The sequence below is a fragment of the Streptomyces sp. NPDC107581 genome (assembly GCF_055657175.1).
In genome coordinates, this window is sequence record NZ_JBVKBH010000003.1 from 514,404 (window position 1) to 532,952 (window position 18,549).

An 18,549-nucleotide genomic window follows, 5' to 3' on the forward strand; every position below is an offset into this window, starting at 1 on the left:
CGCCGCACACCGGCCCCTGCCGACCCTCGCCGGCCCACACCGACCCCTGCCCGCCCTTGCCGACCCACCGCGGGCGGAGGGCGGACGGGTGGGCCGGGCCGGGTCGGATCGGATCGGATCTAGTCGGGCCAGGTCGGATCGGGCCGGGTCGGCGGTCGGGCTACTGCTGGGGGTGGTGGGCCGGGATGGGGGGCAGGTCGCCGGTGGTCTCGTACGCCGCCAGCATGTCGATGCGGCGGATGTGACGCTCGTCACCGGAGAACGGTGTGCCCAGGAAGACCTCGACGAACTTGGTCGCCTCCTCCTGGCTGTGCATGCGCGCACCCACCGCCACCACGTTGGCGTTGTTGTGCTGACGGCCGAGCTGGGCCGTCTCCTCGCTCCAGGCCAGCGCCGCCCGCACCCCCTTCACCTTGTTCGCGGCGATCTGCTCCCCGTTGCCGGAGCCGCCGATCACGATGCCGAGCGCGTCGGGGTCCCCCGCCGCCTTCTCCGCGGCACGCAGGCAGAAGGGCGGGTAGTCGTCCTGGGCGTCGTAGATGTGCGGCCCGCAGTCGACGGGCTCGTGCCCCGCCGCCTTGAGCCATTCGACGAGGTGGTTCTTGAGTTCGTAGCCCGCATGGTCGGAGCCGAGGTACACGCGCATGGGACGAGTGTGACACGCCCCATTCAGGGCAGCAGCTCCGGGTGTCGGCGCCGAAAAATGTGAGCCAGACCATTGAAGCTCAAGGAAACCTCAAGTAACAATCCGGATTCGGAGGTTCCCGAATCTGTTCGCCTCCGATTCACTGGACCGGCTCGTACACCGCTCGTGCGACGCCCCGTACTCAGCCCCATAACGGCACCCCCGCTCGTACGGGAATCGCCCCACCGGCGCAAAGGAAATCCGTCCCATGACCCCTGGTTCCGGACTTCAAGCAGGACTCAAGAACCGTCACCTCTCGATGATCGCCATCGGTGGAGTGATCGGTGCCGGACTCTTCGTCGGCTCCAGCTCGGGCATCGCCACCGCGGGCCCCGGCATCCTGTTGTCCTACGCCCTCGTCGGCACCCTCGTCGTCCTCGTGATGCGCATGCTCGGCGAGATGTCCGCCGCCAATCCGACCTCCGGGTCCTTCTCCGCGCATGCCGACCGCGCTCTCGGCCGCTGGGCCGGTTTCTCCATCGGCTGGCTGTACTGGTTCTTCTGGGTCGTCGTGCTCGCCGTCGAGGCGACCGCCGGCGCCAAGATCCTGGAAGGCTGGATGCCCGGCGTCCCGCAGTGGGGCTGGGCCCTCATCGTGATGACCGTCCTGACCGCGACCAACCTGGTCTCGGTCGGCTCCTACGGCGAGTTCGAGTTCTGGTTCGCCGGCATCAAGGTCGTGGCGATCGGCGCGTTCATCGTCGTCGGCCTGCTGGCCATCTTCGGCGTGCTGCCCGGCGTGCACACCGACAAGGCGACCTTCTCCAACCTGACCTCCCACGGCGGTTTCCTGCCGCACGGTCCCGGCGCCATCCTCACCGGTGTGCTGCTGGTGGTCTTCTCCTTCATGGGCAGCGAGATCGCGACCCTGGCGGCCGGCGAGTCGGAGAACCCGCAGCGCGCGGTGACGAAGTCGACCAACAGCATCATCTGGCGCATCGGCGTCTTCTACCTGGGCTCGATCCTGGTCGTCGTCGCCCTGCTGCCGTGGAACGACGCCTCGATCGCGAAGGACGGCTCGTACGTCGCCGCCCTGAACTCCCTCGGCATCGCGCACGCCGGCGAGATCATGAACTTCATCGTGCTCACCTCGGTGCTGTCCTGCCTCAACTCGGGTCTGTACACGGCCTCCCGCATGGCCTTCTCGCTGGGCCAGCGCGGTGACGCCCCGAAGGCGTTCGCCCGCACCACCTCCCGGGGCGTGCCGATGACGGCCATCCTCGCGTCCGTCGTCTTCGGCTTCGTGGCGGTCTTCTTCAACTACGAGTACCCGAAGACGATCTTCCTCTTCCTCGTGAACTCCTCCGGTGCGGTCGCCCTGTTCGTGTGGCTGGCCATCTGCGCCTCGCAGCTGCGCATGCGGAAGATCATCCAGCGTGAGGCACCGGAGAAGCTCGTCGTGAAGATGTGGCTGTACCCGTACCTGACCTGGGCGACCATCGGTCTGATCGTGTTCGTCCTCGGCTACATGCTGACCGACACCAAGGGCGAGAGCAGCGGCCGTACGACCGTGCTGCTGTCCCTGCTGGTCGCGGCGGTCGTGCTGGTGATCGCCTTCGTGAAGCAGAAGGTGACAGCGGGCCGTGCGACCGAGGCGCCCGCGGTCGAGGTGAACGACAAGGTCCCCACGGCCTGATCCGCACGCCTCTTCCCTCCTCTTCGGCTCACAGCACGGTGAAGGTCTCCTTCACCGTGCTGTACGTCTTCAGGGCCTGCGGTTCGATGTCCGGCCGGTACCAGGTGTTGATCTGGTACGACGTCCCGTCCGCGTCGAAGCCGAGCAGGCGGGCGTGCCAGGGCGTGCCCTTGAGGGTGAAGGTGTACTCCCAGACGACCGCCGGGTGCCCTTGGAAGGTGGTCTCGGCCAGCCGGATCTTGACGTAGTCCCGGCCCTGGCGGGCGTCCTGTTCCGAGCGTCGCCAGGTGTCCATGAGGTCGCCCCGGGCCAGCGAGGACTTGCCCACGAGTTCCTGCCGGCCGTCGGGCGAGGTGTAGTGGACCTCGGCGGCCGTCTTCACGTCCCGCCGCCACCCCTTGGGCGGCACCCAGGCGAAGCCGCCCGCCTCGGTCCGGGCACCCGCGGGCAGGGTGCGCGGCCGGGAGCTCCCGTCGACGGACGGGGAGGCGCCCGTGGGCGAGGACCCGGCGGACGAGGACCGGCTGGGCGAGGACCGGCTGGGCGAGGCGTCGGTGGACGGGGACCCGGCGGACGAGGACCCGGTGGGCGACGTGTCGGTGGTGGCGGTGGCGGTCCCGGCACCGGCGGCCCCCTGCCGGCCGCCCCCGCCCGAGGTGGCGAGGAGCACGGCGACCACGACGGCCACGGCGACGACCCCGAGCGCCGCCGGCAGCACGGTGCGACGGCGCACACCGGAGGGCACCGGCACGACCGTTCCGAAGGAGGTGACGCGACGCCGCTCGGTCACCGCCCGGGCACGCGTGGCCGGTGGGCCCGGGGCCGGCGCGCCGCATCCGTCCGGTCCGGCTGGTGTCTCCGTCAAGCCGGCCCCTTCCGAACCGACCCACTCCGAACCGGCCCTCTCCGCCCCGTCCCCCGCCGCCCCGGTCCCTTCCGAAACGACCCCCTCCGCCCCGGCCCCTTCCGAACCGGCCCCCTCCGCCCTGGCCCCCTCCGGACCGGTCCTCTCCCACGTCGCTGCCCCCGCGCTCAGGACCGTCGGTGTGGGCGCCGGGTACGCCACCTGCCGCAGGGCCCGTTCCACCTCCGCGAGGGCGGGGCGGGATGACGGGTCCTTCCTCAGCAGGGCCGCGAGGAGGGAGTGCAACGGGCCTGCGGCCGACGGGAGTTGGGGTTCCTCGTAGAGCACGGCGTGCAGCGTCGCCAGGGTGGTGTCGCGGGAGAACGGGGAGTGGCCGGCCAGGGCCGCGCAGAGGGTCGCGCCCAGGGACCACAGGTCGGACGGCGGTCCCTGCCGGCGCCCCGAGATGCGCTCGGGTGCCATGTAGTCGGGGGAGCCGACGAGCATGCCGACCATGGTGAGAGCCTTGGCATCCTGGATCGCGGCGATGCCGAAGTCCGTGAGGACCACCCGGCGCGCCCCGCCTTCCCCGCCGGCCCCGCCCACCCCGTCCTCGACCAGGACGTTGCCCGGTTTGATGTCCCGGTGCAGCACGCCCCCGGCGTGCACCTGGCCGAGGGCCGCCGCCAGGCCCAGTCCGATGCGTGCCGTCTCCCGCGGGCGGAGCGGCCCCTCTTCCGTCATCATCCGCTCCAGTGAGCGCCCGGGCACCAACTCCATGACGATCCACAGGCGTTCACCCTCGTCCACCACGTCGTAGACGCGCACGACGTTGGGGTGGTCGATCCGGGCGGTCGCCCGGCCCTCGCGCAGGGTGCGTTCGCGGCGGGTGCGGATGTCCTCCGCGTCCGAGCCGTCTATGCGTATTTCCTTCACCGCGACCAGCCGGTCGAGTATTTCGTCGACGGCCCGCCACACGCGCCCCATTCCCCCCTGCCCGATGCTTTCGACCAGCCGATAGCGCGCGTTCACCAGCAGTCCCGGAATCCCGCCGGTCCTCGCGCCTCCCGTTTCTCCCATATTCCCCGGCAATGCGCCGCACCCCCCTCAACGACCGCCTCTGCCGAAACAGGACGTCACACTTCAGGCCGTACCAGCATAGTGCGGGGAAATCTTGTGGTACCTCTTCAAGTACTGCGAATTCAGGCGCAGTCCAGGGGGTCGCAAGGGGGGCGAACATGAGTTCTCGTCACAGGTTGGGCATCACGGGATCGCTGGTCACGGCATCTTTCTCGGTCGTGCTGATCCTTTCCTGTCCGGCCGTCGCCGATGACCAGGGACCGGGCAGCGACAAGGGAGGAAAGGCGGTCGACCAGGCACCGGCGGGCGTGCAGCTGCGCACACTGCTGCCGGAGAAGATCTCGGTCGACAACAGTTCGAAGAAAACGGCACTCACCGCCACCGTGAAGAACGAGGGGACCAAGGACAGCGGCGGTATCAGGCTTTTGGTGGTCGGATTCGACGCACTGAAGGTCACGGGCGTTCAGGGTTGCTCGGCGATCGCCGAAAAGGATCTGCCGAAGGGTTCGAACAGCGGTTTCAGTTGCCCGGTCGGTTCGCTTGCGGCCGGGCAGTCCAAGTCGTATGCGGTCCAGGCCACGTACGACCTGACCAACGCCGGCAAGATCTGTCTTCCCGTGCAGACCACGGACGGGAAGAAGACGTTCTGGCAGCAGGGCCCGGTGCCCTTCGGGACCAGCAATCCGTCCCCGAACGCCCCGGCCACCCCGCTGCTGCTCGGCACCGACAACAAGCCGGCCGCGCCGGGCGGCGACGAGCTGCCGAAGACGGGTGTGGGGCGTGAGGTGCTGCCCCTGGGCGCCGCCGGCACCGCACTGATCGCGATCGGCGCCGCCGGGGTGTGGTGGTCACAGCGCAGGCGGGAGCAGGAGGCCGCCTGACCGGAAGGGGTGAACCGAAGGCCGGAGCCGAGAGGCCTCGACTGAAGGGCTGAAGGGCTGAAGAACTGAGGGGCTGCAGGGCCGTAGGACTACAAGGCCGTAGAACTGCAAGGCCGTAGAACTGCAAGGCCGTAGAACTGCAAGGCCGTAGGGCTGTACGCCCCCGAAACGCGGAAGAGGTTCGCCGGGCTCAAGGAGCGGTGCGACCCGGCGAACCTCTTCCGCAGGAGCTGCGGCGTCAGCGCTTGCTGACGAACTTCCAGGCGGTGGGCAGCACGCCCATCGCCAGGGCGGCCTTCAGGGCGTCGCCGATGAGGAACGGGGTGAGGCCGGCGGCGATCGCCTGGGAGGCGGACAGGTGGGCGGCCAGGGCCAGGTAGGGGACGCCGACGGCGTAGATGAGGGCCTCGCCGAGGAGCATCGTGCCCGCCATGCGCAGCGCGGAGCGGTCGGCGCCGCGGCGGGCGAGCGCGCCCACGGCCGCGGAGGCGAGCAGCATGCCGAGGATGTAGCCGAAGGAGACGGTGCCCGCGCCGGAGGTGCCGCCCGCGAACCACGGCAGGCCGGCCACACCGGCGAGCGCGTACAGGGCGAGCGAGAGGAAGCCGCGGCGGGCGCCGAGCGCGGTGCCGACGAGCAGCGCGGCGAAGGTCTGGCCGGTCACCGGAACGGGAGAGCCGGGCACCGGGACCGACAGCTGGGCCGCGAGACCGGTGAGCGCGGCACCGCCGAGCACGAGGGCGGCGTCGCGCACGCGCGACGCGGGAAGCAGGTCGGCGAGGACGGCGCCGGGGCGAGCGGTGACGGTGGCGGTGCTCATGGGGACTCCGCGGGTGGTGAGGGCAGGGGAAACACCGTGACGCTATACCGGTGTCCGCGTGCCGATCACCGTCAGCGCTCGACAAAGGCGGGAACCGGCCCTTGGTGGGCTCCGCACAAAGGGTGTGGGTTACACCTGGTACGGCGTGATACCGGTCACTGAGGTGGGCCGGTCCGCCGTGGGCAGGGGCCGGGTCGGCTCGTCTGTAGGGTTTCACCAAAGGCCCGGTGACCGTCTCGCCCGTCGGTCGCCGTCTGGGCAGCGCGGGGGCGTTTTGCTAGCTTCGAACGCATGGTTGCCCAGGCCCGGTACTTCACGTCGCGTCGCTATGTCGACCTGCGACGCCAGGGCACGGCCACCTGTCGCCGCCCGGGGTAGGGCGGCCCCCGGGGCGCCTCTCCCTTCCGAGACGTGTCGGCCCCGTTCCCGAGGACGGTTCTCCATGCCCCGTACCGCGGCATCCGCCTTTGCCCCTTCCGTTCCCCTCGCCTCCCCCGCTCCCCTCGCCTCCCCCGTTCCCGTTGCCTCTCCCGTTCCGCGCGCCTCCCCCGTTCCGCGTGCCGCCGACCGCGACCGGCGGCGCACCAACGCCAGCGTCGTGCTGCGGTCCGTGCTGGAGCACGGGCCGGTGGCGCGCAGCACCATCGCCCGGCTGACCGGGCTGTCGCCCGCGTCGGTGACCGAGCACTGTGCCCGGCTGGCCGGGCTCGGGCTGGTCCGTGAGGAGGCGGCGCCCCGCCGTTCGAACGGGGTCGGCCGGCCGCATGTGCCCATGGACCTCGACAGCGAGCGGTTCGTGGTGGGCGGGGTGCACGTGGCCGTGCCGTACACCACGGTCGCGCTGCTGGACCTGAGGGGGCGGGTGGTGGCGGCGCGGCAGTTGCGGCACGAGCGGACCGATCCGGGCCCGGTGCTGGCCCGGGCCGCCGAGGGGCTGGCGGCGCTGCTCGCACGGGCGCCGGGGCGCCGGCCGCTGGGGGTCGGGGTCGCCGTCGGCGGCTGGGTGGACCGGGAGACGGGCACCGTGGTCGAGCACGAACTGCTGGGCTGGCGCGAGGTGCCGGTGCGGGAGCTGCTCCGGGTCCGCACCGGGCTGCCGGTCCATGTGGACGGTCACGCGCGGGCGTTGGTCAACGGCGAGCGGCTGTTCGGACGGGCCCGGGGAAGCCGCAGCGTGCTGCACCTGTTCGTCGGCAACGTGGTCGACGCGGCCTTCGCCACCCATGACGAGGTGCACCACGGCCCCCGTTCGCAGGCCGGTGCGATCGCCCATCTTCCGGTGCCGGGCGGCACCGAGCCGTGCGGCTGCGGGAGAACCGGCTGCCTCCAGGTGGAGCTGAGCGAGCGGACGCTGTGCCGGCGGGCCCGGGCGGCGGGGGTGACCGGCTCGGCCGATCCGATGCAGGTGGTGGCCGCGGCGGCGGCGGGGGACGTGGTGGCCCGGCGGCTGCTGGTGGAGCGGGCCCGGACGACCGGGCGGGCGGCCGGGCTGCTGCTCGATGTGCTCAACCCGGAGACGGTCGTCGTCACCGAGGTCGGTGTCATCCATTTCGAGGACTGTCTGGCCGCGCTGCGGGAAGCGGCCGGAAAGCACCGGTCCGCTGCCGTGCTGCCGACGAGTTTCCCGGATTCCGTGCTGGCGGTGGCGGGTGGATCCGTGGTGCTGGACGCTCTGTTCCGGGACCCGTTGAGCACATCACCTGAGGCTATTTAATTCAGAAACTCGGAATGTTGACAGGGGTCGCTCATGGCCGGGAACATCCTGGTCATGAGCCCTCTCGCAAGCTGTCGCACCCTCTGTTGCTGACACATTGCCGCGCATGAAGCGCGTGTTTCCACTGCGTGAGTCCCCTTGCTCCGGTCTGCCTTCCCGGAATTCTTCCCGCCTCGCCGCGCGAGGTCTTTCCTCTCTTTTTCTCCCGGGAGTCCTCCCATGCACCGTCGTGTCTTTCTCACCTCTTTGCTGGGCGCGTCCGCCACCGTGGCGGGCCTCAGCGGCTGCGCGGGCGCCAGCGCCGCCGCCGACACCGAGGGCGCCTCCACCGAGCCGCCGGCCGCCGAGGTCCCGGCCGGGACCAGCCTGAAGATCGCCTCCTACCAGGACGTGCAGCAGCTGCAGTTCAGGCTGGCGAAGCTGCCCGCGCTGCCGTTCAAGGTCTCCAGCTGGGTGAACATCGGGGCCGGCCCGGATGTCATCAACGCCTTCCGCGCCCGGTCCCTGGACCTCGCCGACAACGCGGGCATACCGCCGATCCAGGCCCACTACCAGGGCTTTGCCGCGAAGATCGTGGCGCTCGGGATCACCCGCAGGCCCACCTACCTCTTCGCCACCAAGCCCGGCAGCGACATCCGCACGGCCCGGGACTTCAAGGGCAGGAGGCTCGCGTTCTCGCAGGGCCAGGCGCAGGGCGTCGTCCTGCTGCGGGCGCTGAAGCGGGCGGGCCTGGCGTACGACGAGGTGACGCTGGTCCCGCTGACCAGCAACCAGTTCCTGACCGCCCTGCAGTCCGGACAGGTCGACGTCGCCCCGCTCGCCAACAGCCAGGCGCCCGCCTACCTCCAGCAGTACGCGGGCAAGGGCGCCCGCACCGTCGCCACCGACGTCGTCGACCTGCTGAACCTGCTGTGGGCGCCGCAGTCCGTGCTCAACGACCCGGCGAAGGCGGCCGCGATCGCCGCGTACATCCCACAGTGGGCCAGAGGCCAGGTGTGGCAGTACGAGCACCCGGACGTGTGGAACGAGGAGTTCTACGTGAAGACCCAGAACCTGACCCTGGAGCAGGCCCGGGGCATCACCCGGCTGGCCAACAAGCCGCTCTTCCCGCCCCGCTGGGACGAGGCGGTCCGGTGGGAGCAGGAGACCGCCGATCTGCTCGCCGAGGGCGGCTTCGTGAAGAAGTCCGATGTCTCCTCGCTGTTCGACCACCGCTTCGAGTCCCTCGCCGCCGAGGCCGTACCGGCGGAGTACCGGAGGTGAGCGCGGTGACCACGACGACGACCGCCGTCGCGGCGACGGCCGCCGGGGAGCTCTCCGAGGTCCGCAGGCGCCGCCGTCTCTCCCCCGGCCGCCGGCTGCCCGCCGCCCGGCTGGCCGGGCCGCTGGTGCTGCTCGCCCTGTGGGCCGCCGCCTCGGCCGCCGGACGGCTCGACCCGGGTGCCGTCCCGGCGCCCTGGACCGTGCTGCGGGAGGGGGTCCGGCTGTGGACCGACGGCACGCTGCCCACCGATGTGCTGACCTCGCTGGAACGGGCCGCGTACGGCTTCGCGATCGGTCTGACCGCCGGGGTCGCCCTCGCGCTCGTCTCCGGGCTCAGCCGGGCCGGGGAGGCGCTGATCGACGGGACCGTCCAGCTCAACCGGGCGATCCCGACCCTCGGTCTGATCCCGCTGTTCATCCTCTGGCTGGGCATCGGCGAGACCTTCAAGATCGCCATCATCGCGATCGTGGTCTACGTCCCGGTCTACCTGAACACCCACGCCGCGCTGTCCGGCATCGACAGCCGGTACGTCGAACTCGCCGAGGTGCAGGGCCTGTCGCGGTTCGCCTTCGTCCGGCAGATCGTGATTCCCGGGGCGCTGCCCGGGTTCTTCGTGGGACTCCGGCTCGGTGTCACCGGCTCCTGGCTGGGTCTGGTGGTCCTGGAGCAGATCAACGCCACCAGCGGCCTGGGCTACCTGATGTTCCAGGCGCAGAACTACGGCCGCACGGACATCATCCTGGTCGGCCTGCTGATCTACGGCGTCTTCGGCCTGGTCTCCGACAGCGTGGTCCGACTGATCGAACGGAGGGTGCTGTCGTGGCGCCGCACACTGAGCAGCTGACCCGTCCGGCGGTCCGGCTGCGGGGGCTGACCCGGTCGTTCGGGGGCCGTACGGTCCTGGACGGCATCGGCCTCGATCTGCCCGCCGGCCAGTTCACGGCCCTGCTGGGGCACAGCGGCTCGGGCAAGAGCACCCTGCTCAGGGCCGTCGCGGGCCTCGACCACGGGGTCGCGGGCAGCGGGCGGCTCACCGCGCCCGAGCGGGTGTCCGTGGTCTTCCAGGACTCCCGGCTGCTGCCCTGGCGCAGGGTGCTGGACAACGTGACCCTCGGTCTGGACGGCAGGGACGCCGAGGGGCGCGGCCGGGCCGCGCTGGCGGAGGTCGGCCTGGGCGGCCGTGAGCGGGCCTGGCCGGGCGAGCTGTCCGGCGGCGAGGCGCAGCGTGCGGCGCTGGCCCGCTCCCTGGTGCGCGAGCCCGAACTCCTGCTGGCCGACGAGCCGTTCGGGGCGCTGGACGCGCTCACCCGGATCCGGATGCACCACCTGCTGCGCGAGCTGTGGGAGCGTCACCGGCCCTCGGTGCTGCTCGTCACCCACGACGTGGACGAGGCGATCGTGCTCGCCGACCGGGTCCTCGTCCTGGACCGGGGCCGTATCGGCCTCGATCTGACCATCGACCGGCCCCATCCGCGCTCCTACCGGGAGCCGGTGCTGAGCGAATACCGCGAGCGGCTGCTGGCCGCCCTCGGTGTGACGGAGGACCACGCATGACCCGCCGGCTCCACCTCAACGCGTTCCTGATGAACACCGGCCACCACGAGGCCTCGTGGCGGCTGCCGGAGAGCGACCCGTACGCACATGTCGACCTCGCGCACTACGTCGGGCTGGCACGGATCGCCGAACGCGGCACCTTCGACTCCCTCTTCCTCGCCGACGGCCCCCAGCTGTGGAGCAACCTGGCCCAGCGCCCGGCCGGCGCGCTGGAGCCGCTCACCCTGCTGACCGCGCTGGCGACCGCCACCGAGCACATCGGCCTGATCGCCACCGCCTCCACCTCCTACAACTCCCCCTACAACCTGGCCCGCAGGTTCGCCTCGCTGGACATCATCAGCGGCGGCCGGGCGGGCTGGAACATCGTCACGACCGCGGGCAGGGAGGCCGCCCGCAACTTCGGACTGGACGCCGAGCCCGCGCACGCCGAGCGGTACGCCCGCGCCGCCGAGTTCCTCGACGTGGCCCTCAAGCTGTGGGACAGCTGGGAGGACGACGCCATCGTCGCCGACAAGGCGGCCGGGGTCTGGGGCGACGACGCCAAGATCCATCCGCCCCGGCACCGGGGCAGGTACTTCGGCGTCGAGGGCGCGCTCAATGTGCCGCGCACGCCCCAGGGGTACCCCCTCCTCGTGCAGGCGGGCTCCTCCGAGGACGGCAGGCGGTTCGCCGCCCGGTACGCGGAAGCGGTGTTCACCGCCCAGCAGACCCTCGCCGGCGCCCAGGCCTTCTACGCCGACCTCAAGTCCCGTACCGCACGGGAGGGGCGGGACCCCGAGCACATCAAGGTGCTGCCGGGCATCGTCCCGGTGATCGGCTCCACGGAGGCCGAGGCGCGGGCGGCCGAACGGGTCCTGGAGGACCACATCGTGTACGACCACGGACTGGCCCGGCTGGAGAACCTGCTCCAGCTGGCGCCCGGCGTCCTGGAGCTGGACGCGCAGCTGCCCGCCGGCCTGCCGCCGGAGTCGGCCGTCGAGGGCGCCAAGAGCCGCTACACGCTCGTCGTGGAGCTGGCCCGCAGCGAGCGGCTGACCGTGCGGCAGCTGATCGGGCGGCTCGGCGGCGGACGCGGGCACCTCACCTTCGCCGGGACGCCCGAGCAGGTCGCCGGCCAGATCGAGACCTGGTTCAGCCGGGGTGCCGCCGACGGCTTCAACATCATGCCGGCCGTGCTGCCCTCCGGTCTGGAGGCGTTCGTCGAGCACGTCGTACCGATCCTGCGCGCCCGCGGCCTGCTGCGCACCGCCTACGGCCCGCGCCGGACCCTGCGGGAGCGCTACGGCCTGCCCCGCCCCGCCAACCAGCACAGCACAGCCCTCGTCTGAAAGGAACAGCGACCATGTCCCTGGAGATCACCAAGGTCACCGCACGCATCGGCGCCCGGGTGTCCGGCGTCGACATCACCCGGCCGCTCGCCCCGGAGCAGGTCGCCGGGGTCCGGGAGGCCCTGAACGTCCACAAGGCGCTCGTCTTCGACACCGGTGCCGCCGGAGGGCTCGACGACGCGGGCCAGCAGGCCTTCGCCCGCCACTTCGGCGACCTCACCACCGCCCACCCGACGGTCGGCGCCGTCGAGGGCGCCCCGAACGTGCTGCCCGTGGACAGCGAGCGGGGCCGCGCCAACCACTGGCACACCGATGTCACCTTCGTCCTCAACCCGCCGCAGGCCAGCACCCTGCGCAGCATCACCGTCCCGCCGTACGGCGGCGAGACGCTGATCGCCAACGCGGCGGCCGCCTACCGCGATCTGCCCGAGCCGCTGCGGCGCCTGGCCGACACCCTGTGGGCGGAGCACACCAACGACTACGACTACGCGGTGCCCGAGGAGGAGGTCGACGAGGAGAAGGCCGCCCAGCGCGCGCAGTTCACCTCGGTCAAGTACCGCACGGCCCACCCCGTGGTCCGCGTGCATCCGCTGACCGGTGAGCGCGGGCTGTTCATCGGCGGGTTCGCGCAGCGGATCGCCGGCCTGTCGGTGGGCGAGTCCCGCAGGATCCTGGACCTGCTCCAGGCCTATGTCACCCGCCCGGAGAACGTCCTGCGCTGGCGCTGGTCGCCGGACCAGCTGGTCCTCTTCGACAACCGCATCACCCAGCACTACGCCATCGACAACTACGACGGGCTGCCGCGCCGGCTGCACCGGGTGACCGTGGCCGGTGACGTGCCGGCCGGCATCGAGGGCAAGGAGAGCTACTCGATCGAGGGCGACGCCTCGCACTACACGCCCGTGGCGGCGTAACCGCGATTTCACCCTGTGTACAGTCGGTGTCCGGATACTGGGCGGCCCCTTCGCGCGAGCGGACGGGCCGCCCAGACTGTGGGCGTTTTTGCCCGCCTATTGCACAGGACGAGCCGCGCCCATGCCCAGCACCACAGTCGAGACGCCTCCCCAGCAGGAGAACGCCTCCCTCTCCCACGGTCTCAAGCAGCGCCACCTGTCGATGATCGCGCTCGGCGGGGTGATCGGCGCGGGCCTGTTCGTCGGCTCCGGCGCCGGTATCGCCGCGGCCGGACCGTCCATCGTGATCGCCTACACCCTCTCCGGCCTCCTGGTGATGCTGGTGATGCGGATGCTCGGCGAGATGTCGGCCGCCCACCCCTCCTCGGGCTCCTTCTCCGCGCACGCCGAGCGGGCGATGGGCCCCTGGGCGGGCTTCACGGCGGGCTGGTCCTTCTGGGTCCTGCTGTGCACGGCCGTCGGCCTGGAGGGCATCGGTGCGGCACACATCGTCACCGGCTGGCTGCCCGGCACGCCCGAGTGGGCCTGGGTGGCGCTGTTCATGGCCGTGTTCTGCGGAGCGAACCTCGCCGCCGTGAAGAACTTCGGCGAGTTCGAGTTCTGGTTCGCCGCGCTGAAGGTCGGTGCGATCTCCCTGTTCCTGATCCTGGGCGTGCTGGCCGTCGCCGGCGTCCTGCCCGGCACCGACTCCCCGGGCGCCTCGAACCTCACCGGCCAGGGAGGCTTCCTCCCGAACGGCAGCGAGGGCCTGGTCATCGGCCTGCTGGCCTCGGTCTTCGCCTACGGCGGGCTGGAGACGGTCACGATCGCGGCGGCGGAGTCGGAGGACCCGGTCAAGGGCGTGGCGAGCGCGGTGCGCACCGCGATGTGGCGGATCGCCCTGTTCTACATCGGCTCGATGGCGGTCATCGTGACGCTGGTCCCGTGGGACGACAAGGCGGTCGTGACGGACGGACCGTACGTCGCCGCCCTGAAGCAGATCGGCATTCCCGGCGCCGATCAGCTGATGAACGTGGTGATCCTGGTCGCCCTGCTCTCCGCGATGAACGCCAACATCTACGGCTCCTCGCGCATCGCCTACTCGCTGGTGGCGCGCGGGCAGGGCCCGAAGGTGCTGGCGAAGGTCTCCGGCGGGGTGCCGCGTGTCGCCGTCCTCACCTCCTGCGTGCTGGGCTTCGGCTGCGTGCTGCTCAGCTACTGGCGGCCGGACGACGTCTTCAAGTGGCTGCTGAACATGATCGGCGCCGTGATCCTCGTCGTCTGGATCTTCATCGCGGTCTCCCAGCTGCTGCTGCGCCGCCGCACGGAGCGGGAGACGCCGCAGAAGCTGGTGGTGCGGATGTGGGCGTTCCCGTTCCTCACCTGGGTCGCGCTGGCGGCCATGGCGGCGATCTTCGTCCTCATGGCGCGGGAGCCGGACACCCGCGTCCAGCTCTACTCGACGGGCGGGATGACGCTGGCGCTGGCCGCCGTGGGCTACGCCTGGCAGCGGGTGCGCGGCAGGTCCTGACCCCGCCCTCCCTTCCGGACGCCTCACGAAAGACCCCCGCGGTGCACCCGCGGGGGTCTTTTTGTTGCTAGCGTGTAGTTGCAACCTGGTTGCAATAAGAGGGGCGTACTGCTGTCCGCCCCTCCCCCGGTCGTCCTGCCTCGTGATCGTCTTCTCACCCTTCACGTCGGCAGGCGGATGAGAGGAAACCCCCGCGAGGACGTGACTCGCGGGGGTTTTCCCCCTCCCCGGGGTCAACCGATCGGTCGACGGCAGATTCCACCGAGCACCCGTGTCCCGCAACCGCCCTGCTCAGCAAGGCTTTCGGGCATGACATCACCTACCGTGCGCATCGCGAGCCTGAGCGCCAGACACCCCTGGCGGGCGCTCCTCGGCTGGCTGCTGTTCGTGGCGCTGTGCCTCGCCGTGGGCAGCGCCGTCGGCACCCACAAGGCCACGACCGCCGACTTCCGGGTCGGCGAGGCGGGCCGGGCCGAGGCACTGGCCGCCGAGGGCCATCTGGAGCGCAGGCCCACCGAACAGATCCTGTTCTCCGCCCGGTCGGGCGCGCTCGACACCGGGGCCGCCGGCCCGGCCGTACGGGACCTCACCACTCGGATGAAACGGCTGCCCGAAGTCGCCGGGGTGGCCGCGCCGGTCCGGTCGGCGGACGGGCGGGTGCTGCTGGTGGAGGTGGCGATCAAGGGCGAGGAGCTGGATGCCGACAACAAGGTCGCGGCGCTCGTCGCACAGACCGAGGCCGTGCAGCGGGAGCACCCCGCGCTGCTCGTGCAGGAGACCGGAGGTCCCTCCACCAGCAAGGGGGTCGACCAGCAGCGGGACGACGACCTGGCCCTGTCCGAGAAGATCACCCTGCCGGTCACCCTGGTCACGCTACTGATCGCCTTCGGCTCGCTCACCATGGCCGCCGTACCGCTGCTGCTCGCGCTGTCGTCGATCGCGTCCGCCATCGGGCTGGCGATGATCGTCTCCCACGTCAGCCCGGACGCCGGGGTCGGCACCAACGTGATCCTGATGATCGGCCTCGCCGTCGGCGTCGACTACACGCTCTTCCATCTCAAACGGGAGCGGGAGGAACGGGCCCGCAGCGGCGGCCGGCTGAGCAGCGAGGCGCTGGTCGAGCTGGCGGCGGCCACCTCCGGGCGGGCGGTCGTGGTCTCCGGGCTCGCGGTCGTCGCCTCCACGGCCACCCTGTACCTGGCCTCGGACGTCATCTTCTCCTCGCTCGCCACCGGCACCATCGTGGTCGTCCTGACCGCGGTGGTCAGCTCCCTGACCGCACTGCCCGCCCTGCTGACCCTGCTGGGCCGGCGGGCCGAACGCCGGGCCGTGCGACGGGCCCGGCGCGGCAGGCCCGCCCGCCGTGTCCCCGACGGCGCCGGCGGCCGGTTCTGGCCCGCGCTGCTGCGGCCCGCGACCCGGCGCCCGGCGGCCACGCTCGTCCTCTCGCTGCTCGCCCTGCTCGCTCTCGCGCTGCCGCTGTCCGGGCTGAAGATCACGGAGATGAGCCGGGACACCCACTCCCGGGCCATCCCGGCGATGCGCGTCTACGACCGCCTCAACGCGGAGTTCCCCGAGCGGCGGGTCACCCACCAGGTCGTCGTACGGGCCGCGGCCTCGCGCTCCGCCGATGTCACCGGGGAACTGCGCGCCCTGGCCCGCCGGACCGCCGCCGACCCGCTGTTCACCGGTGCCGGCCGCATCCGCACCTCCGCCGACCACCGGACCAGCACCCTGGAGCTGCGGGTGCCCCACCTGGGCAACTCCCCGCAGGCGTACGCCTCCCTGGACCATCTGCGGCACACCTATCTGCCCGCCACCGTCGGCAAGGTCGCCGGCGCGCAGTACGGCGTGACCGGCGACGTGGCCCGCTACACCGACTATCCGGCCCACCAGGACGCCAGACTCCCCCTCGTGCTGGGTGCGTTGCTGCTGGTGACGTTCCTGATGACGCTGTACGCGTTCCGCTCGGTCGTGCTCGGTCTGCTCGGTGTCGCCCTGAACCTGCTGTCGGCGGCGGCCGCGCTCGGACTGCTCGTGCTGGTCTTCCAGCACACCTGGGCCCAGGGGCTGCTGGACTTCCGCTCCACGGGGTCGATCGGCTCCCGCGTGCCGCTGTTCCTCTTCGTGATCCTCTTCGGTCTGTCGATGGACTACCAGGTGTTCGCGGTCAGCCGGATCCGGGAGGCGGTGCTCGCCGGCACGCCCACCCGGCAGGCCGTCGTCGACGGCATCCGGCGGTCGGCGGGCGTGGTGACCAGCGCGGCCGTGATCATGACGACGGTCTTCGTCAGCTTCGTCTTCCTCCACATCATCGAGATGAAGCAGATCGGTTTCGTGCTCGCCGCGGCCGTCCTGCTGGACGCCTTCGTGGTGCGCGTACTGATCCTGCCGGCGGCCCTGCTGCTGCTCGGCGAGCGCACCTGGTGGCCGGTGCGCCCGGTCCGGACCGCCGCCGCCGGCCCGAACCCCGCCCTGGTGGACGTAGGTTGACGGACATGACCGCATCATCCGCTCCGACCGCCGACGCCCTGTGGGCGACCTCACTGCGCCGCTGGAACGCGGTGTGCTGGGTCCTGTTCGCCGCGATGGCGGTCGGGATCACGGCGCTGAGCCACGGCGCCGACCGGTACGCGGCCCTCGCCCTGCTGGGCAGCGTGGCCCTGTGCTTCGCCGTGCTGGACCGCCGCCCCGCCCATCCCCTCGTACATCCGCACGGGTACCTCGCGGTGCTGGTGCTCGCCCTCGCCGGACTCGCCTACCTGGGGACCAGTTACGCGGCCCTGTTCATGGTGACGCTGCCGCACTACTGGATGTTCGGCCGCACCCCCAGGATCTCCCTCGCCTTCCTGGGCCTTGCCACCGCCGGAACGCTGCTGGGGGGCTGGCTGCGGCAGGGCTGGTCCGGCAAGTTCTTCGGCGAGACGGCCGTGGGCACGCTGATCGTGGTCGCGGTCGGCGTACTGATCGGGCTGTGGGCCCGTGCGGTGGTCGAGCAGAGCAGCGAACGCGCGCGGCTGATCGGAGAGCTGGAGCGCACCCAGGCCGAGCTGGCCGAGGCGCATCTGCGCCAGGGCGCGGCGGAGGAGCGCGAGCGGATGGCGCGGGAGATCCACGACACGCTCGCACAGGGTTTCGCGTCCATCGTGGTCCTGGCGGAGGCCGCCCGGGCCGGTCTCGTCACCGATCCCGGGCGCAGCGCCCGGCAGCTCGTGTCGATCGAGTCGACCGCCCGGGAGAACCTGGCCGAGGCCAGGGAGCTGGTCGGCCCGGGCCGGCAGCCGGGCGGTGCGCACCCCGGCTCGGTGGCGCAGACCCTGCAGCGGATCGTGGACCGGTTCGCCGAGGACACCGGGCTGAGCATGGCCGCCGAACTGGCCGACCTGGACTGCGACCAGCAGACCCGGATCGCGCTGCTGCGCTGCACCCAGGAGTCCCTGGCCAATGTGCGCAAGCACGCCGGTGCCTCGACGGTCGGGGTGGTGCTGGCCCGGCGCCCGCACGCCGTGGAACTGGAGATCACGGACGACGGCACCGGATTCGTGGTCGAGGCCTCCGCGGGCTTCGGCCTGGACGGGATGCGCAAGCGGCTCGCCGAGCTGGGCGGGCGGCTCACGGTGACCAGCTCGGTGGGGGACGGCACCAGGATCCTCGCGGTGATCCCGGTGGGAGGAGCGGCATGACCGGCAACGGGCTCCGGATCGTCGTGGTGGACGACCACACCGTGATGCGGGCCGGGGTGATCGCCCTGCTGGACGGGGAGGCGGACATCGAGGTCGTCGGCGAGGCGGGCGACGGCCGCGCCGCCCTGGACCTGGTCGCCCGCCGGGATCCGGACGTGGCCCTGGTCGACCTGCGCATGCCGGTGCTGGACGGGGTCTCGACGACCGCAGAGATCGTCGCCCGGCACCCGCGCACCCGCGTGCTGATCCTCACCACGTACGACACCGACGCCGACATCGAGCGCGGGGTCGAGGCCGGTGCCATCGGCTATCTGCTCAAGGACACCACCCGGGAGCAGCTGGCCGACGCGATCCGCTCGGCCGCACGCGGCGAGACCGTGCTCGCGCCCCGGGTGGCGGAGAAGCTGGTCGCCCGGATGCGGCGCCCCGTCCACGATCCGCTCACCGCCCGTGAGACCGATGTGCTGACCGCGGTGGCCGACGGGCTCACCAACGCCGAGATCGGCCGTCGCCTCGTCATCTCCGAGGCCACCGTCAAGACGCATCTGCTGCGCCTGTTCGCCAAGCTGGACGTCAACGACCGGACGCGGGCGGTGGTCGTGGCGATGGAGCGGGGACTGCTGCCGCACCCGTGAC

The 18,549-nt window shown here is 71.6% G+C and carries 15 protein-coding genes; 12 read left to right on the top strand and 3 right to left on the bottom strand.

Annotated elements, in window-relative coordinates; genetic code table 11:
- Window positions 1-160: 160 nt before the first annotated feature.
- Window positions 161-646: a ribose-5-phosphate isomerase gene (locus tag ACZ7P3_RS09045; protein ID WP_472080033.1), complete on the bottom strand. Its 486-nt coding sequence runs from the start codon at window positions 644-646 to the stop codon at window positions 161-163.
- A 247-nt stretch (window positions 647-893) separates the two neighbouring features.
- Here ACZ7P3_RS09045 and ACZ7P3_RS09050 point away from each other — a divergent pair, with 247 nt between their 5' ends.
- Window positions 894-2,321 carry an amino acid permease gene (locus ACZ7P3_RS09050; RefSeq protein WP_472080034.1) on the top strand — a complete coding sequence of 476 codons (1,428 nt, stop codon included), beginning with the start codon at window positions 894-896 and terminating at the stop codon, window positions 2,319-2,321.
- Window positions 2,322-2,349: 28 nt separating this feature from the next.
- Here ACZ7P3_RS09050 and ACZ7P3_RS09055 read toward each other — a convergent pair whose 3' ends face one another.
- Window positions 2,350-4,245, bottom strand: a complete 1,896-nt coding sequence (locus tag ACZ7P3_RS09055; protein ID WP_472080035.1) for a serine/threonine-protein kinase — start codon at window positions 4,243-4,245, stop codon at window positions 2,350-2,352.
- A gap of 158 nt (window positions 4,246-4,403) precedes the next feature.
- Here ACZ7P3_RS09055 and ACZ7P3_RS09060 point away from each other — a divergent pair, with 158 nt between their 5' ends.
- Complete coding sequence (locus ACZ7P3_RS09060) at window positions 4,404-5,126, top strand: LPXTG cell wall anchor domain-containing protein (protein WP_472080036.1); 723 nt, start codon at window positions 4,404-4,406, stop codon at window positions 5,124-5,126.
- 238 nt (window positions 5,127-5,364) lie between these two features.
- On the opposite strand, the gene ACZ7P3_RS09065 is transcribed toward ACZ7P3_RS09060, so the two are convergent.
- Window positions 5,365-5,946 carry a biotin transporter BioY gene (locus ACZ7P3_RS09065; protein ID WP_472080037.1) on the bottom strand — a complete coding sequence of 194 codons (582 nt, stop codon included), beginning with the start codon at window positions 5,944-5,946 and terminating at the stop codon, window positions 5,365-5,367.
- A gap of 442 nt (window positions 5,947-6,388) precedes the next feature.
- Here ACZ7P3_RS09065 and ACZ7P3_RS09070 point away from each other — a divergent pair, with 442 nt between their 5' ends.
- The 10 genes from ACZ7P3_RS09070 to ACZ7P3_RS09115 all read left to right on the top strand — a co-directional run bounded on the left by ACZ7P3_RS09070 (window position 6,389) and on the right by ACZ7P3_RS09115 (window position 18,548).
- Window positions 6,389-7,660, top strand: coding sequence for an ROK family protein (locus ACZ7P3_RS09070; RefSeq protein WP_472080038.1), 1,272 nt, complete (start codon window positions 6,389-6,391; stop codon window positions 7,658-7,660).
- A 219-nt stretch (window positions 7,661-7,879) separates the two neighbouring features.
- Window positions 7,880-8,923, top strand: coding sequence for an ABC transporter substrate-binding protein (locus ACZ7P3_RS09075; RefSeq protein WP_472080039.1), 1,044 nt, complete (start codon window positions 7,880-7,882; stop codon window positions 8,921-8,923).
- A complete protein-coding gene (locus ACZ7P3_RS09080) occupies window positions 8,920-9,768 on the top strand; it encodes an ABC transporter permease (RefSeq protein WP_472080040.1) in 849 nt (282 codons plus the stop codon). Before ACZ7P3_RS09075 ends, ACZ7P3_RS09080 begins: the two co-directional genes overlap by 4 nt.
- Window positions 9,744-10,478, top strand: a complete 735-nt coding sequence (locus ACZ7P3_RS09085) for an ABC transporter ATP-binding protein (RefSeq protein ID WP_472080041.1) — start codon at window positions 9,744-9,746, stop codon at window positions 10,476-10,478. The genes ACZ7P3_RS09080 and ACZ7P3_RS09085 overlap by 25 nt, the downstream gene beginning before the upstream one ends.
- Window positions 10,475-11,806, top strand: a complete 1,332-nt coding sequence (locus tag ACZ7P3_RS09090; RefSeq protein WP_472080042.1) for an LLM class flavin-dependent oxidoreductase — start codon at window positions 10,475-10,477, stop codon at window positions 11,804-11,806. The genes ACZ7P3_RS09085 and ACZ7P3_RS09090 overlap by 4 nt, the downstream gene beginning before the upstream one ends.
- A gap of 14 nt (window positions 11,807-11,820) precedes the next feature.
- Entirely contained in the window at window positions 11,821-12,720 is a 900-nt protein-coding gene (locus ACZ7P3_RS09095; RefSeq protein ID WP_472080043.1) for a TauD/TfdA dioxygenase family protein, read from the top strand.
- A gap of 121 nt (window positions 12,721-12,841) precedes the next feature.
- Window positions 12,842-14,230 (top strand): amino acid permease, encoded by a 1,389-nt coding sequence (locus ACZ7P3_RS09100; protein ID WP_472080044.1) that lies wholly within the window; start codon window positions 12,842-12,844, stop codon window positions 14,228-14,230.
- Between the two features lie 309 nt (window positions 14,231-14,539).
- Window positions 14,540-16,723, top strand: a complete 2,184-nt coding sequence (locus ACZ7P3_RS09105) for an MMPL family transporter (RefSeq protein WP_472080045.1) — start codon at window positions 14,540-14,542, stop codon at window positions 16,721-16,723.
- Window positions 16,724-16,728: 5 nt separating this feature from the next.
- Window positions 16,729-17,913: a sensor histidine kinase gene (locus ACZ7P3_RS09110; RefSeq protein ID WP_472080046.1), complete on the top strand. Its 1,185-nt coding sequence runs from the start codon at window positions 16,729-16,731 to the stop codon at window positions 17,911-17,913.
- Window positions 17,910-18,548, top strand: coding sequence for a response regulator (locus ACZ7P3_RS09115; RefSeq protein WP_472080047.1), 639 nt, complete (start codon window positions 17,910-17,912; stop codon window positions 18,546-18,548). The genes ACZ7P3_RS09110 and ACZ7P3_RS09115 overlap by 4 nt, the downstream gene beginning before the upstream one ends.
- Window position 18,549 lies beyond the last annotated feature (1 nt).

Coding starts and splice junctions, on each gene's coding strand:
- ACZ7P3_RS09105 (WP_472080045.1), top strand. CDS start 14,540: ATGACATCACCTACCGTGCGCATCGCGAGCCTGAGCGCCAGACACCCC.
- ACZ7P3_RS09090 (WP_472080042.1), top strand. CDS start 10,475: ATGACCCGCCGGCTCCACCTCAACGCGTTCCTGATGAACACCGGCCAC.
- ACZ7P3_RS09060 (WP_472080036.1), top strand. CDS start 4,404: ATGAGTTCTCGTCACAGGTTGGGCATCACGGGATCGCTGGTCACGGCA.
- ACZ7P3_RS09050 (WP_472080034.1), top strand. CDS start 894: ATGACCCCTGGTTCCGGACTTCAAGCAGGACTCAAGAACCGTCACCTC.
- ACZ7P3_RS09065 (WP_472080037.1), bottom strand. CDS start 5,946: ATGAGCACCGCCACCGTCACCGCTCGCCCCGGCGCCGTCCTCGCCGAC.
- ACZ7P3_RS09055 (WP_472080035.1), bottom strand. CDS start 4,245: ATGGGAGAAACGGGAGGCGCGAGGACCGGCGGGATTCCGGGACTGCTG.
- ACZ7P3_RS09115 (WP_472080047.1), top strand. CDS start 17,910: ATGACCGGCAACGGGCTCCGGATCGTCGTGGTGGACGACCACACCGTG.
- ACZ7P3_RS09100 (WP_472080044.1), top strand. CDS start 12,842: ATGCCCAGCACCACAGTCGAGACGCCTCCCCAGCAGGAGAACGCCTCC.
- ACZ7P3_RS09075 (WP_472080039.1), top strand. CDS start 7,880: ATGCACCGTCGTGTCTTTCTCACCTCTTTGCTGGGCGCGTCCGCCACC.
- ACZ7P3_RS09070 (WP_472080038.1), top strand. CDS start 6,389: ATGCCCCGTACCGCGGCATCCGCCTTTGCCCCTTCCGTTCCCCTCGCC.
- ACZ7P3_RS09110 (WP_472080046.1), top strand. CDS start 16,729: ATGACCGCATCATCCGCTCCGACCGCCGACGCCCTGTGGGCGACCTCA.
- ACZ7P3_RS09095 (WP_472080043.1), top strand. CDS start 11,821: ATGTCCCTGGAGATCACCAAGGTCACCGCACGCATCGGCGCCCGGGTG.
- ACZ7P3_RS09045 (WP_472080033.1), bottom strand. CDS start 646: ATGCGCGTGTACCTCGGCTCCGACCATGCGGGCTACGAACTCAAGAAC.